Origin of the sequence: Gilvimarinus xylanilyticus (assembly GCF_024195295.1) — a bacterium.
In the GTDB taxonomy this organism is placed as follows: Bacteria; Pseudomonadota; Gammaproteobacteria; order Pseudomonadales; family Cellvibrionaceae; genus Gilvimarinus; species Gilvimarinus xylanilyticus.
Genome location: NZ_JAMFTH010000006.1, coordinates 24599 through 39624 on the forward strand (window position 1 = coordinate 24599; position 15026 = coordinate 39624).

Consider the following 15026-nt stretch of genomic DNA (forward strand, 5'->3'; position numbering starts at 1 on the left):
CCGTGAGGTTCGCCCTTTTTTGGGTGTGCTTGTTAGGAAAATATATTTTTGTTGACGGCGGTTTCGACAAAACTGAGATAATCTTGTCCAACGTCCAACGTCCAACGTCCAACGTCCAACGTCCAACGTCCAACGTCCAACGTCCAACGTCCAACGTCCAACGTCCAACGTCCAACGTCCAACGTCCAACGTCCCATCAATTAACTGAAATACTCACTTCGCCCCGATGAGCATTGCCGTGCTCGTCTCCCACCCAGTAATGAAACACGTCGGTGCCGCGCATATCGGGGTAGGCGCGGTAGGTGATGCGACTGCCGGTGTGTGAGACTGTGCCGTATAGCGGGCTGACCACACTTAATATGCGCAGCGAGTCGCCCTCGGGGTCAGAGTCGTTGGTGATCAGGTCTAAGGTTATTTCGCCGCCTGCGGAGACCGAGCCAGAATCCTTCCCTGCTACGGGGGCTTGATTATCCAAGTCAATAATGCCCCGGTAGCGGGCATCACGCCAGGCGTGATATTGATTACCCAATCGGTTCACAACGTCGGGCCCCAGCAGAATTTTAAGCGGCTGCATATACACCTCGCCCGTGGCCCGGTCGCTAAAGTATTCACGTTTAATGGCGTAGTGCGCGCCGCTTTCGGTTTGGTAATAACCGGCCTGCGCTACCAGGGCAATCATATCCTTGTTGCCCATGCCAATAGAGTCATAACCGGCAGGTATGGGGTTGGGGCCAATGCTGTCGGTTTTGTTGCCGCTAAAACTGATGCCGGTGCCTGCGGTGGTGGCCGGGTCTAAGTATTCGTAATAGCCGTCAGCGTTTAATCCGTCGAATGTGAGCTCAAAGCGATTTGGGGCCAGGTCACTGCCATCGATAATGACATCGCTGGTATCTCGCTCATCGTAAACCTGCGTCACTCCGTTGATTTGTCCTCCAATCACCACAAACTGGTCCAGACCCATCGGGTTGCTACTGACATGATCTTTGTCCAGGTCTATGCCCACGTCAAAGTTTTCAATGCGGGCATCGCGCACCACCATGTCAGTGGTGTTGCGACCAAATTCAATCCCGGTTTCAGCACTACGGAATGGCTCAGAGGTCAGGCCAGTGACATCAAAGTCGCGCAACAGATAGTGAGAGGTGTACTCGATAGAGGCGCCGGTTTTTACCTCCCAGGCGGTGAAGTCGCTCATGACGGTGTAAATATCATGGCGTTGGCGCGGGTTGGCTTTGACAACAAATGTCCCCAAGGTGCTGGCATAGGCCTCGTTGCCGTGAAAGTGACGAATAGGAATTTTGTCGGCGGGCACAGTACCGGCCAAACCCACCGCCTGAGGGGCCATAAAGAGGCCTGGGTCGGTGCCGATCATGGTGTCCGAGTGATCGCGATGAAAGTAAGTAAAGCCTCGGTTAACGCTGGCGGCGATATTACCTACCGCGGCCACCATGCGGCCCTGAAACCAAAACCCATCGCCACTGCGAGCGATATCAAAGCCGAAAATGTCATTGTTATTCTTGGGGTTGTAGGCACCGCTAATGCCCTCGGCTTTAATCGCCAGATTGTGAGTCCAGGCGCCGGTCTCGTTGCCGGTTTCGGCGACAAAGCCCGCGCCAAAGGTATCGTAACTGACGTTATTGTGTAGCATGGCGTGGCTGTCGTGGTGCACATAGCCCCAGCCGGGCGAGCCGAACACCGCATTGCCTATACCCACGGCTGGGTTATTTTGGTCGCGCGTGCCCGAGCGGTGAAAGTGAAAGCTGTAGCGCCCCCGGACATTGGTGTCCGAGGCCATAGTACTTACATCTACCGCCTCGCGGTTGTTGCGCGATTTGTCGGTCCGGCCCAGTTGAAAAAACTCGGCATAGCGCACGTCTATGTCGTTGTTATGCATAAACATCACGTGGCCGCGCTGATGCACAGGTACAGAGCCGGCGCTTTCCGTCACAAAGCGAACATTGCGGCTAAAGTTGCCCACGCTGGCTTTTAAATCGTCCCTGGGTGATTCGTGGTTGTGCTGCAAGGGGGCGTCTAGCGTGACACTAGACCCGCTTACCGCTGTAATGGTACGGACTTCATCTTGGGTGCCGTGGTAGCGGACCTCGCGAATACTGTTATCCCACTTCCAGCCCGAAAACCGGGTGCCGGTTATGACCAGCGTGTCGCCTTCACGCCAACCCCGCGCACTGCGCGCTAGGTGCAGCTGGCTGTCTCCCGCCCGGGCGTCCGTGGCGAGCTTAAGGTGGGACACTTTTTCGGCGCCGTGTATTTCTAACGTACCGTGAGCGATAAGGCCCCGGCTCAGCAGCAATGGGTCCCAGTCGACATCTATGTCGCCATTGGCGGCAAAGACAATCTCGGCATTCACCGAGCGGTTGACCGGTTGGCTTTGGGTGCCAATAGTCAGGGTGCCGCGTGGGTCCACAAACAGAGTATCCAGGGTCATGCGGGTGTCGCTGTTGGTGGCGAAGTTGAGTTCCCCATCAACACGCAACGTATGTAGGCGCGCGGTATCACTTAACGCGTAGCTGACGGTATTGTCGCGCCCAATCACGACCCGTGCACCATCGCCTGGCACAGCGCCATTGTGCCAGATGCTTGGGTCACACCAGTCGCCATCGGCGATGGTGGCATGGGTGGCATCTTCGTAGGCCACCAGGGCATGGGCCGCCATATGTTCTGCCATTTTCGCAGCGTTAGAGTGGCTCATGCCGCTGTTGCTAAAGCTGGGGAGTTCCGCTGCTGGGTTTGGGCTGCCCCCGGCAGGAGGGCAGGCGCTGTTCTCGCTAAAGGCGACGGTAGTGTCTACCGAACTTGCTTGGCTAGAGCTCGAGGTGCTGCTATCGGGGGATGAACTTACCGGGCTTGAGCTAATGGCACTGCTGCTGGACACCGAGCTTGCAGCTAGCTCAGAGGCTGTCGACGAGGTGTTAGTGGCCGACTGATTACGGCTGGAGGAGCTGACCACTGCGACCGAGCTGCCTATGCTGGATGCTTGAGCCGCGCTTGATGGGCTCGATACCATGCTCATTGCACCGCTCGATTGCGCTGAGCTATTCGTTACTGTTTCTCGACTCGAAGTGGAGGAGGCCTGCGAGCTGGCGCTGCTGTGTGTTTGCGACGAGCGTTGTTGGGTTGCAGACGATGAGCCTGCGCCATCGGAGCCTCCGCCGCAGGCGGCCAGGAGTACACTGGTTAGGGTTACGGCAATATAGTGTGGGCGCACAATAAGCTTCCTTTGAAAGTAGTCCTGTGGCGATAGCGGGTGGTGTTTTATTGAGATTCACCGCATTTTATGCTGATGGTAGCGCTATCATTGGTGCGAGAGAATTCTATAGCTTTGCCAGGCGCAAGAGTGTGACGCATCGCACAGTATTTACGTGATGGTATCGATACGCATGGAGTAATGGTTTTGACAACGTTGTCTGTAGCGAAAAAGCTAAACCGCTGTTAAGCTTGAGCCATCGGCAATAACGGGCCTGTCACAGGGCGGGCCGTACAATAACAGACAAACCAGCGCGGAGATTATGTATGACCGAGCAACACGTTTATCCGGTACCTGAGGCACTCAAGCAAAAAGCGGCCATTGATGCCGACACTTACCAAAGTCTTTACCGCCAGTCGGTAGAGCAGCCAGACGCGTTCTGGGCGGCTCAGGCCGAGACTTTTTTAGATTGGCAAGAAAAGTGGCACACGGTCTGTAAAAGTGACCTGCGCAAAGGCGAAGTAGCCTGGTTCTTAGGCGGCAAGCTTAACGTCAGCGTCAACTGTATCGACCGCCACTTAGAGGCGCGCGGCGATCAGACTGCCATTATCTGGGAGGGGGACGACCCCTCGGAAGACCAGCTGATTACCTACCGCGAGCTGCACGAAGAGGTTTGCCGTCTGGCCAATGTCCTGCGTGAGCGGGGCGTTAAAAAGGGCGATCGGGTTTGCCTGTACATGCCCATGATCCCCGAGGCCTGCTACGCCATGCTGGCCTGTGCCCGCATTGGTGCCGTGCACTCGGTGGTGTTTGGCGGCTTCTCGCCCGACGCTTTAAAAGACCGTATTCAAAACGCCGACTGCCAAGTTGTCATTACCGCCGACGAAGGGGTGCGCGGCGGCCGTAAAATTCCCCTTAAAACCAACACCGACAAAGCCCTGGCCGAATGCCCCGATGTTCACACCTGCTTGGTGGTTAAGCGTACCGCCGGCGATATTCAATGGGAAGATTCGCGCGATGTCTGGTACCGCGACGCCGTCGAGGCCGCCAGCCCCGAGTGCGAACCCGAGTGGATGGACTCAGAAGACCCGCTGTTTATTTTGTACACCTCGGGTTCTACCGGTAAGCCCAAGGGTGTTTTGCACACCACCGGTGGTTACCTGCTGCAAGCGGCCATGACCCACAAATATGTGTTTGACCAGCAAGAGGGTGACGTTTACTGGTGCACCGCCGATGTGGGCTGGGTGACAGGGCACAGCTACATTGTGTACGGCCCCCTGGCTAATGGCGCCACCACATTGGTATTTGAAGGTGTCCCCACCTATCCGGATGCGGCGCGCTGCTGGGAAGTGGTCGACAAGCACGGAGTAAACAGCTTTTACACCGCCCCCACCGCCGTGCGCGCGCTGATGGGCGCGGGCGATGACTTTGTCAAACGCACCTCGCGCAAATCTCTGCGTATTCTGGGTAGTGTGGGCGAGCCCATTAACCCCGAAGCCTGGGAGTGGTACTACAAAGTCGTGGGCGACGAGCGCTGCCCGATTATGGACACCTGGTGGCAGACCGAAACCGGCGCCCATATGATGACGCCTCTGCCGGGCGCTACCGACCTTAAACCGGGTTCGTGCACCAAACCTTTCTTTGGTGTGCAGCCGGTATTGCTTGATAGTGAAGGCAATGAAATTGAAGGCGCAGGCGAGGGTAGCCTAGCCATTAAAGCCAGCTGGCCCAGCCAGTTGCGTACCGTGTACGGGGATCACCAGCGCTGCATTGATACCTACTACTCGACCTACCCGGGCTATTACTTTACCGGCGACGGCGCGCGCCGCGACGAGGACGGCTACTTTTGGATTACCGGCCGGGTGGACGATGTGCTGAACGTGTCGGGCCACCGTATGGGCACCGCCGAGGTTGAGAGCGCCCTGGTGTTGCATGAACAGGTCGCCGAGGCCGCCGTGGTGGGCTACCCCCACGACATCAAGGGCCAGGGCATCTATGCCTATGTGACACCTATGACCGGAGTAGAACCCAGCGATGAGCTGAAAAAAGAGCTGATTTCACTGTGCGTAAAAGAAATCGGTGCTATTGCCAAGCCGGATATTATTCAGTGGGCGCCGGGCTTACCCAAAACCCGCTCGGGCAAAATTATGCGCCGTATTTTGCGTAAAATTGCCGCCAACGAGCTCGACAGCCTGGGGGATACCTCAACCCTGGCTGACCCGGCGGTCGTGGACGATCTGATCGACAATCGCGCTAATCGCTAGCCTGTCAGGCGGCCCGATTAAGGGCCGCCCTATTTCGATCCTCTAGTGTTTCCAGGCTGTCGCCCGGCTGCGATTGCTGCATTTCCAAGCCTACACGGAGACTGATTAGCTCTCGTTCGCCCGTATCATTGGTGATTTCCACCTTTTTCAGCATGGCCACAATACGTTCCGCCAAGGGGCCCGCTTGCTGGGCGTCCGTGTGGGGTAAAAATACAGCCAGTTTGCGCCCACTCACACGCGCCGCGATATCGTTGCGTCGGGTATTTTTAAGCAGCACCCGGCCCAACTCGCTCAGTACCGCATCCCCCGCCTGTAGGCCGTGTTCGCGATTAATATCCGCCAGGTTGTGTAAAACCAGCATTATTAGCGTGCTGCACTGCTGATTGGCCTGGTGGGAATTGAGTAGCTCTGAGCCCTGGCTGTAGAAGTAACGCCGGTTAAACAGCTGGGTCAGCTGGTCGCGGGTCGATAAGCTGTGTTCCACTTGGCGGTAACTGCCCAGTAGCAGGCGACTCAGGCGGTAGGCTTTAATCAGCCGAACGAAGCCCAGGGTAATTAGCCCCACAGCGGCTACGGGTAGCCACCGCCAGGTGGTGATCATACTAAGGGGGAGGTCGGTAATCAGGTTGCTGAGCAGCCGGTGCCAAACGGTTAAAAATAGCAAGCCGCTGCCGGTCACCAGCAAGACCGCAATGGGGCGGCGAATAGGGGCAAAACAGCACAGCCACAGCAGGGTAAAGGTAAGTACCGTCAACGCCAAATCGGCGCTAAAAAACAGACTGTTTACGTCAGAAGTAGGTAGAATGGTGCCACTGGTAAAGGCGCCTGCCGTCCACAGCAGGCACAACAGCAAAGTGCCCAGCAACGTCAGCAGTGCCCGAGAAAAGTGACTCATGCTAACTCCTTGTCATTCGCCCACATGGGTAAAGCATAGTTCAAATTCATCCCTGTGCGAGCCCTAATTTACATAGCTGATCCCGATTATGAGTGATAACGAACAGGACATATTTCGTCAAGAAATGAGCGATGTTCGCCGCATCAAGGCCGAGAAAAAAGTAACCCTGCAAAAGGATAAACCCGGTGAGCAGCAGCTGGCCGAGCGCCGTGCAGCGGCCCTGGCTACCACGGTTAAGGACACCAACTTTCTCAGTGGCGAGCACATCGACCCGGTTAAACCTTTGGATATACTCGATTTTAAGCGCGATGGAGTGCAGCACGGGGTGTATAAAAACCTGCGCCTGGGCAAATACAGCATCGACGCCCGGTTGGACTTGCACCGCATGACCGTCGAGCAAGCCCGCACCGCGCTTTACCAGTTTGTGCAAGACTGCATGAACCACGATATCCGCTGCGCCCTTATTACCCACGGTAAAGGTGAGGGCCGCGAACATCCCGCCCTGTTAAAAAGCTGCGTCGCCAACTGGTTGCCGCAACTGGACGATGTGCTGGCTTTTCACTCCGCGCAAAAACATCACGGCGCCAGTGGTGCCACTTACATATTGCTAAAAAAGAGCGAGCAAAAGCGGCAAGAGAATTGGGAGAAGCACTCGCGGCGGAAATAGTCGCGTAGCGGTAAAGCGCGCGTCGGGGCTGATAATACTGAACGCTGAACGTCTGAGTCCTAAGGGGGCGAGGGTGGTGCGCTGGTGCGGTGGCCCTTAAGCTGATATTGTATGATAAATAAGGGTTGCCTATTCGCAAACCCATAATAATGGTAAGAATACCTTAAGCGAGCGTGTCGCTTACACCTCGCTAATCCACATCAATGAGATCATGCCTATCCCTGCCACTGTGTTGGGTTTGCGCACTGACATGTCTTATTGTCATCGGTATGCCTTGGGGCGCCGTAACACACGCTGAAAAACAAACAATATTGAACCGATCAGCCGGAGACTTTGCATGAATCACAATAACGAGACTCAGCCCGCCATGCCATTAAAGAAAATGCTGTGGGGGTGCGCGGTGGTTATCGCGATCGCGTTGGGAGCCTCTTATTTAATTCATAATAGCGAGCCTGTTGCCCAGCGCGAGGGCGCCACCAAGCGCACTGCCATGTTGGTGGATGTTATGCCGGTTGAGCGCGGTACTTACCGCCCCGTGATTGTCACTATGGGTTCAGTCTCGCCCTCGCAAGAGGTCACCCTACAGCCTCAGGTGAGCGGCCGAATAGCTTCGCGGGCGGATAACTTCCGCCCGGGCGCCTTTGTGGAAAAAGATCAGCTGCTGCTCACCATTGATCCGGCGGACTATGAAATTGAATTGGCCGCGCGCCAAAGCGCCCTGGCCCAGGCCGAAGCCGCTTTGAATATCGAGCAGGGCGAACAGGTAGTCGCCGAGCAGGAATATCGCCAGCTGGGGCGCGATTTGCCCGCGATGCAAGAGGCCCTAATGCTGCGCCAGCCCCAGCTGGCGGCGGCCGAGGCCGAGCGGCAATCGGCAAAAGCCCAGGTGGATAGAGCGGCGTTGGATTTGCAGCGCACCCGCCTGATGGCGCCCTTTGATGCGCAGATAGTCTCGCGCGCGGTTAACGTGGGCTCGCAGGTGGCGCCGGGCAATGCCCTGGCGCGGCTGGTCGGCACGGAAAGTTATTGGGTGATCGCCACCATCCCCCTGTCTAAAATGCCTCACATTGATTCGGTAAAAGATTTAAGTGTTGAGCTGCGCGATCGTTCCGCCTGGCCCGAGGGTGAGACCCGCGAGGGCAAGGTTCTCTCGCTGGTGGGCGAGCTGGACGAGCAATCGCGTATGTTGCGGTTATTGATTGAGGTGGACGACCCGCTGGCGCGCACCGAGGCCCACGCCGACAAAATGCCGCTGGTGCTGGGTAGCTATGTGGAGAGCCGCATAACCGCCGAGCCACTGCAAAATGTGGTGCGTTTAGAGCGCCAATACTTGCGCAAAAACGACACCGCCTGGGTGTATGAAGACGGCAAGCTGTCTATCCGCTCGCTGGATATCGCCTTTATGGATGCCGAGCACGTTTATGTTCGCCAGGGGCTTGCCAGTGGTGACCGCGTGGTGACTACCAGCTTGGCACGTATCAGCGACGGCGCTGATCTGCGTTTGAGTGAAGGGGAGCAGTAATGAGCGATAACCAAGCGACCCATACGCGCTCCCAGGGGCCCATAGAATGGATGGCGCGCAACGCCATCGCCGCCAACCTGTTAATGATTATCTTGTTGGCGGGCGGCCTTTACATGGCGCTGACCATGCAAAAAGAGGTGTTCCCCGAGTTTGAAATCGATGTGGTGGAGGTGACCGTTACCTACCCGGGCGCCTCGCCGGAAGAAGTAGAGCAGGGCATTTTGCAGCCCATTGAAAGCTCGGTACGCGGCGTTCAGGGCATTCAAGAAATGACCTCCGAGGCCCGCGAAGGCTGGGGCATGGTCAGCCTTGAGCTGGTGGCAGGCGCCGACCGCATGAAAGCCTTTCAGGAGGTTGACCAGGCGGTGAACCGGGTGCGCACCTTCCCCGACGACGCCGAAGACCCCGAAGTGCGTATTCGCGACAACTCCCGTGAAGTGATGGAGGTGGGCCTTTACGGCGATATCGACATCTGGAGTCTGCGCAAGCTGGCGGAAAATTTGCGCGACCGCTTACTCACCGAGCCCGAGATTACCCAGGTGGACCTGGGCTGGGTGCCGGGCTACCTCACTCACGTAGAAATACCCCGCGAGCAACTGCGCCGCTATAACCTGACCTTGGGCGAAGTCGCGCAAATGATTGAGTCATCGGGGCGCGATGTGCCCGCCGGCTCGGTGGAAACCGACCGGGGTGAAATTCTGCTGCGCATGAATGAGCGCAAACAGTGGGCCGAAGAGTTTGCCACTATTCCCGTCGTAACCACTCCCGCCGGTGCAATCGTCACCCTGGGTGATATTGCCGAGATACGCGATGGCTTTGAAGAGACCGGGTTTCACTCGCAGTTTAATCGCCAGCCTTCGGTTGAGGTGAATATTTTTAGGGTGGGTAACCAGTCGCCGCTGGACATTTCAGCTGCCGTCGAGCGAGTGCTGAAAGAGCTGGACACCACCTTGCCCGAGGGCGTTCACCACCGCATTGACAGCAACAGCGCCGAAGATTTTAGCGACCGTTTAAACCTGCTGTTAAGCAATGGCGGCCTGGCGATTTTAATTGTATTAACCATTCTCACCATATTCCTCGAGCTGCGACTCGCCTTCTGGATCATGATGGGTATGACCATCTCCTTCGTGGGCGGCATACTGTTTTTGCCCGCGATTGGGGTCAGTATCAACATGATTTCCATGTTTGCTTTTTTGGTGGTGCTGGGCATTGTGGTGGACGATGCCATCGTCGTGGGCGAAAACATTTACGAGTACCGACAGCGCGGCTACAGTCATTTGCAGGCTGCCATTAGCGGGGCCAAAGATATCGCCTCGCCGGTAACCTTTACTATCTTAACCACCGTGGTCGCGTTTATTCCGGTAATGTTTATTCCCGGCACGACCGGCAAGTTCTGGTGGCCTTTCCCCGTCGTGGTGATTATCGTCCTGCTTATCTCGCTGGTCGAGGCTTTATTTATTCTGCCCGCCCACCTGGCCGAAAGTGGCAAAGGCCGCAAAAGCAAACTGGAAAACTACGCCCACGACCGTCAGCAGGCACTGGCGAATAAATTTAACGCCTTTGTGCAAAACCGCTATCGACCCTTTGTGGAAAAATGCATTCGGGTTCGCTACTTCACCATCAGCGTGGTGGTGTCAGCGCTGATTATTGCCGGCGCCTATGGCACCAGCGACCATATGGGCACGGTGATGATGCCCCGGGTGGCCGCCGATGAAATCGAAGCCGGTGTTCGTCTGCCGGTCGGTACCACCCTGGAGCAGGCCGCCGTGGTGGCGAATGCCATCACCGAACAGACTCACGAGATGTTTGAAAAGCACGACCTGTACAAGGCGGCCGAAGGGATTAAAACCAATGTGCGCGGTAAAAGTTTTATTGATGTCGAAATCGTTATGCTGCCACCGGATGAGCGCGATATTGGCTCGCGCGAAGTGATCGAGCTGTGGCGCAACGAAATTGGCGATATTGAAGGCGTGGATCAAATCACCTTCGAGGCCGAGCGTGGCCCCGGCGGCTGGCGCGACGACTTAAGTGTGGACTTGAGTCATACCGACACCGAACTTTTGGCCGAAGCCAGCCAGGTGTTTAAAGCGCGCATGGAAGAGTTCGCCAACACCCGCAACGTGAATGACAACTACAACAAAGGCAAGCTGCAATACAACTTTTCCCTGCGCCCCGAGGGCGAGTTGCTGGGCCTGACACCGTCCGAGGTAGGACGACAGGTGCGCGACTCTTTTTACGGCGCCGTGGCGATGCGCCAGCTGCGTGGCATTAACGAAATTGAAGTGCGCGTCAAACTGCCCCTGGAAGAGCGCCGTCAACAGCACACTCTGGATAATTTGCTGATTCGCACTCCCGATGGGGTAGAAGTGCCCCTGTACGACGTGGCCGATCCGCATCTGGCCGAAGCGTTTAGCTCGCTCAGCCGACGCAACGGCCGCCGGGTGATTAACGTGGGTATGGATGTGCACCCGCAAAGCGCGCTTAACCAGGTATCGGCGGCAATGAAACAGCAAGTGCTGCCCCAGCTGCGTGCCGAATATCCGGGCCTAACCTGGACATTTCGCGGCAGCGACGCGGAAATGCGCGAATCCACCCAAGTGCTCTGGGGCGGATTCGGCATGGCCATGTTCGTGATTTACTCGCTACTCGCCATTGCCTTTCGCAGCTACTTACAGCCGCTGATAGTCATGGTGGCGATACCCTTCGGCATTATCGGGGTGGTGATTGGCCACCTGGCACTGGGGTATGACCTATCGTTGGTCAGCCTGATGGGTATTGTGGCATTGTCCGGCGTAGTGGTGAATGGCTCGTTAATTCTGGTCGATCACGCCAACAAAACCCGCGACGAATACGACAGCGCCTACCAGGCGATCTGCGATGCCAGCGTGCGGCGTTTCCGGCCCATTTTTCTCACCACACTCACCACCTTCGGCGGGCTTTCACCCATTATTATGGAAACCTCCCGCCAGGCGGCGCAGTTGATTCCCATGGCGATCTCGCTCGGTTTCGGGATTGTATTTGCCAGCGCCATTGTGCTGATCGTCGTACCCTGTTTCTTTATGGTGTTGGATGATTTGAAACGCTGGCAGGCGAAGTCGAATGGTGGGGCAGAGAGTCGGATGTCGGACGTCTGATGTTGGACGGGACAAGAGGTGGGGAACGGTTTACGGCTAACGGGCGGTAGGCCGCCTCACCTTGCAAAGCAAGCCGAGCAACGGCTATTCTGCGACGCAAAATAATCATAGGAATACCACAAAAAGGAAAATTTATGAAACTACCCATCCACCTGGCGGTACTGGATTTTTTTGCCTGTATCTTAATTGGTCTGGGCATGGCCATGCACTTTGCTAATGTCGACTTCCTGCCCGAATCAATGCGCTTTGAAAAAGACGGCTTGGTGTTTATCGTCGTGGGAATCGCGCTTATGTTGCCAGCGGTGCTTTATATAGTGCGCGGATTGCGGAAGAGATAAATGATTTAAGGGGAGCGGATAACGGTTGACGGGGTGCCCAGTCGGACGTCTGACGACTGATGTCCGATGCTAATTAAAGACAGAAGAAAGCCACTTGCGAAAGAAAATCAACGAGCAAAATTTCGTTCCCCGTCTCTACAACCGCTTTTGCACCAACCCTGCCTCTAACCCAAAAGCCTTACAGCAACGGTTAATAGTGCTCAGGCGCGGGTCGCCCTGATTGTTTTCAAGCTGTGATAGGGCCTTGCGCGAAACTTTGGCGACTTTATCGCCGTACTCTGTTTGTGTCATCCCCAGTAATTCGCGCATGGTGCGAATGGCTTCGCCGATGCTGATATCACCGTGGTTAATTCGCTCCAACAAGGCGTTGCGCCCCTGAATAAAAGATTCCTGTTCCGGGGCCACGAGTTTATTCTTGGGCATGTAACAAGTCCTCAATCAGCTGGCACTGTTTTTTTATAGAGTGCTCACGCATTTGAATAATGTCTTCGTCCAGGCCTTGCTCGCGAGCAGTAGCGCTAAACGCTTTTAGAGCTGCAAGCCAGCGCGTAAAGGCTGCGAACAATTTGCCAGCGCTTACTTGGGGGTAGTGCGTCCTCACATAGTAAAAAATTTCGCTCCAATTCGGTTGGCCTGCAATTTCAAGAGGGGCTTGCCAGCGACATACGCGCGGAATCATTTCCGGGTCTAAAAACATAGGGGCGAAGTCGAACAGGGGTGACAGCCGGGTAGTGCCGTCCTCCAGCTTAATTAAGGCACTGTTGCGGGCGTGATTATCTTTGTTGCCCAGCGCGATATTGGCGACGTCGCGCCCAATAAACTCAATAATGTCTTGTTCGGGGGCATCGCTAAAGTTTGCCACCGCTGCAAGCAGCTGTTCTTGTGGAGGGCTTGCGCCAAAATCGGCAATGCCCGCTACGCTGCACAGGCTTTCCTGGCCGCGCCGTATAACGGCACTGTTTGCTATAGCGCGATCAAAGCGCGGAATAAACAAGGCATTGTTTTCATAATCTAGGGCTTCACCTACGTTAAGCCCCAGGGCTCGAGCAAGCTCTAAATACGCCCGTTCGTTGCTAAGCACTTGCCGGTCACGCGCGCTGTTACCGCGTGGGAATTTAACCAGCCAGTGCTTTTGCACCTGGGCGTCATCAATGGCGCCTTCCGCGTGCCAGCGATCATTGTGGTCCTGCACCAGCAAAAACTTGGGGGCCTCCCCCTGAACATCCGAAGCGCTGGCGGTCAGTGCGCCGTGGGCAAAAGCGTACTCAATAAAGTGCTCGCCTCGCTCGACAATTTCCGCGCGACTAAACCCCGGGTGTTGCTCGCCGGAGTAGGACATGCCCGGTCCGTCAGGCGCGACAATATCACGCCGATTTATGACTGCCTCGCGCACGCGTAAATTACCCGGCGGCGCTCCAGCCCCATGCATAAGCAAAGTCCAGTCTGCCGATGGGCCGTCATTCAAACCGTGTTTGTCGATAAGATGGCGGCGCCCGGCCCCGGTAGGTAGCAAATCCAAAACAAAGGCAGGCCAATGTGGGTAGGTATAGTTACTAAAACTGATCGGAAGCTGGCAACTGACCGCCCGCCAATCGGGTGACTCCTGCAGATGGTTGCCCGCGTAGCTTACGTGGTAGTCAAAGTGCCCACGCCCGTAAATACCGCGCTCGGGGTCATCCACTTGCACAATGCCCGCCAAGTGCCACCGCCCGCTATGGTGTATTTCAATGTGCGCCTTAGCCACAAAACCTCCTTTTGAGTATGCCTCCTATAATATGCATAAAAATATAAAAGTCCACTATATGAGTAATTAATAACTCATATAATGCGAAAACTGGCAGGATATGATTCTTTTAAGATGCAAAATTTTGGTCGTGGGGGCGGTAGGTGAGGGTGAGACAGCATGTTGTTCTATCGCCGGTTTAATCAGGGGGGCGTTGAGTAGACGGGGTTGAGTGTCACACCCCATGTAGCACAATCGTCTGTTCTGCGTTCTGCGTTCTGCGTTCTGCGTTCTGCGTTCTGCGTTCTGCGGTTTTTGCACCTCCGACATCAGTCGTCAGACATCCAACGCTTCTATCTCCTCTTTCTCCACCAACTCGCCAACAGCGACCCCGACACATTGTGCCAAACTGAAAACAGCGCCCCCGGTAGGGCTGCGGTGGCGGTAAAAAACTGTTGCGCCAGGGCTACGGCCAGCCCCGAGTTTTGCATGCCTACCTCGATAGCAATGGTGCGACAGGTGGGCTCGTCAAAGCGCAGTGCGCGGGCTAGCCAGTAACCGCCCAGTAAGCCCATGCCGTTGTGCAGTACTACAGCCAGCAGCACCAGCGCCCCGATGCTCGCCAGCCGCCCGGCGTTCAGCGCGACCACAATCGCAATAATCAGCGCAATTAATGCGACGGCAATGCTGGCCAGCATCGGCTCGAGCCGTTTTATCGTCTTGGCGGTAAAGTGATGTACAGCCACGCCCACTAGCACAGGTGCCACGACAATTTTGGCAATGCTTGCCAGCATACCCAGGGTATTAATTTCAACGGTATTCTTGAGCAGCATCCAAGTAATAAACGGGGTTAACACCACCGAGGCCAACGTTGATGCCAGGGTCATAGACACCGACAGCGCTACGCGGCCCCCGGCCAGCCAGGCAATCACATTGGATGCCGTGCCGCCCGCCGCCGAACCCACCAACACCATGCCAGTGGTCAGTTCCGCGCTTAAACCTAAAAACCGCGACACCGCCAGCGCCGCCAAAGGCATTACCGTAAACTGCAACGCAAGCCCCAGCAAAATCGGCCTTGGGGTGCGAACCACGCGCGCAAAATCCGCCGCCGATAACGTCAGCCCCATGGCAAACATCACCAGTGCCAGTAGCCAGGCAATGCCGGGTGCCATCGGGGTGAAAGTGGCGGGGAACAAGTAACCCAGCGTTCCCAGCAAAATGGCCCAGAGTGGGAAGAGGCGGTTAAAGTGGTGGAATGGCTGCATTTTTATGTGTATATAG

11 protein-coding genes are annotated in these 15026 nt (G+C 56.1%); 6 read left to right on the forward strand and 5 right to left on the reverse strand.

What is annotated here, in order from left to right:
• Positions 1-196 precede the first annotated feature (196 nt).
• Positions 197-2707 carry a G8 domain-containing protein gene (locus M6D89_RS14990; protein ID WP_253968906.1) on the reverse strand — a complete coding sequence of 837 codons (2511 nt, stop codon included), beginning with the start codon at positions 2705-2707 and terminating at the stop codon, positions 197-199.
• On the opposite strand from M6D89_RS14990, the gene M6D89_RS14995 reads away from it, so the two are divergent.
• Complete coding sequence (locus tag M6D89_RS14995) at positions 2706-2942, forward strand: hypothetical protein (RefSeq protein ID WP_253968907.1); 237 nt, start codon at positions 2706-2708, stop codon at positions 2940-2942. The two genes, M6D89_RS14990 and M6D89_RS14995, sit on opposite strands and share 2 nt — an antisense overlap.
• Before the next feature lie 586 nt (positions 2943-3528).
• On the forward strand, positions 3529-5466 hold the full coding sequence (gene acs, locus M6D89_RS15000) for an acetate--CoA ligase (RefSeq protein ID WP_253968908.1): 1938 nt from the start codon (positions 3529-3531) through the stop codon (positions 5464-5466).
• Between the two features lie 4 nt (positions 5467-5470).
• Here acs and M6D89_RS15005 read toward each other — a convergent pair whose 3' ends face one another.
• Entirely contained in the window at positions 5471-6361 is an 891-nt protein-coding gene (locus M6D89_RS15005) for a GGDEF domain-containing protein (protein ID WP_253968909.1), read from the reverse strand.
• An 88-nt stretch (positions 6362-6449) separates the two neighbouring features.
• On the opposite strand from M6D89_RS15005, the gene smrA reads away from it, so the two are divergent.
• The 4 genes from smrA to M6D89_RS15025 all read left to right on the forward strand — a co-directional run bounded on the left by smrA (position 6450) and on the right by M6D89_RS15025 (position 12022).
• Positions 6450-7028 carry a DNA endonuclease SmrA gene (gene smrA, locus M6D89_RS15010; protein ID WP_253968910.1) on the forward strand — a complete coding sequence of 193 codons (579 nt, stop codon included), beginning with the start codon at positions 6450-6452 and terminating at the stop codon, positions 7026-7028.
• A 337-nt stretch (positions 7029-7365) separates the two neighbouring features.
• Complete coding sequence (locus tag M6D89_RS15015) at positions 7366-8550, forward strand: efflux RND transporter periplasmic adaptor subunit (RefSeq protein WP_253968911.1); 1185 nt, start codon at positions 7366-7368, stop codon at positions 8548-8550.
• Complete coding sequence (locus tag M6D89_RS15020) at positions 8550-11684, forward strand: efflux RND transporter permease subunit (RefSeq protein WP_253968912.1); 3135 nt, start codon at positions 8550-8552, stop codon at positions 11682-11684. The genes M6D89_RS15015 and M6D89_RS15020 overlap by 1 nt, the downstream gene beginning before the upstream one ends.
• Positions 11685-11818: 134 nt before the next feature.
• Positions 11819-12022, forward strand: coding sequence for a DUF1418 family protein (locus M6D89_RS15025; RefSeq protein WP_253968913.1), 204 nt, complete (start codon positions 11819-11821; stop codon positions 12020-12022).
• A gap of 135 nt (positions 12023-12157) precedes the next feature.
• On the opposite strand, the gene M6D89_RS15030 is transcribed toward M6D89_RS15025, so the two are convergent.
• The 3 genes from M6D89_RS15030 to M6D89_RS15040 all read right to left on the reverse strand — a co-directional run bounded on the left by M6D89_RS15030 (position 12158) and on the right by M6D89_RS15040 (position 15010).
• Positions 12158-12445, reverse strand: a complete 288-nt coding sequence (locus M6D89_RS15030) for a helix-turn-helix domain-containing protein (RefSeq protein WP_253968914.1) — start codon at positions 12443-12445, stop codon at positions 12158-12160.
• Positions 12432-13766: a type II toxin-antitoxin system HipA family toxin gene (locus tag M6D89_RS15035; protein ID WP_253968915.1), complete on the reverse strand. Its 1335-nt coding sequence runs from the start codon at positions 13764-13766 to the stop codon at positions 12432-12434. Before M6D89_RS15035 ends, M6D89_RS15030 begins: the two co-directional genes overlap by 14 nt.
• 332 nt (positions 13767-14098) lie before the next feature.
• The gene (locus tag M6D89_RS15040; protein ID WP_253968916.1) at positions 14099-15010 is read right to left on the reverse strand and encodes a bile acid:sodium symporter family protein; all 912 of its coding nucleotides are present in this window, start codon (positions 15008-15010) and stop codon (positions 14099-14101) included.
• Positions 15011-15026: the final 16 nt, after the last annotated feature.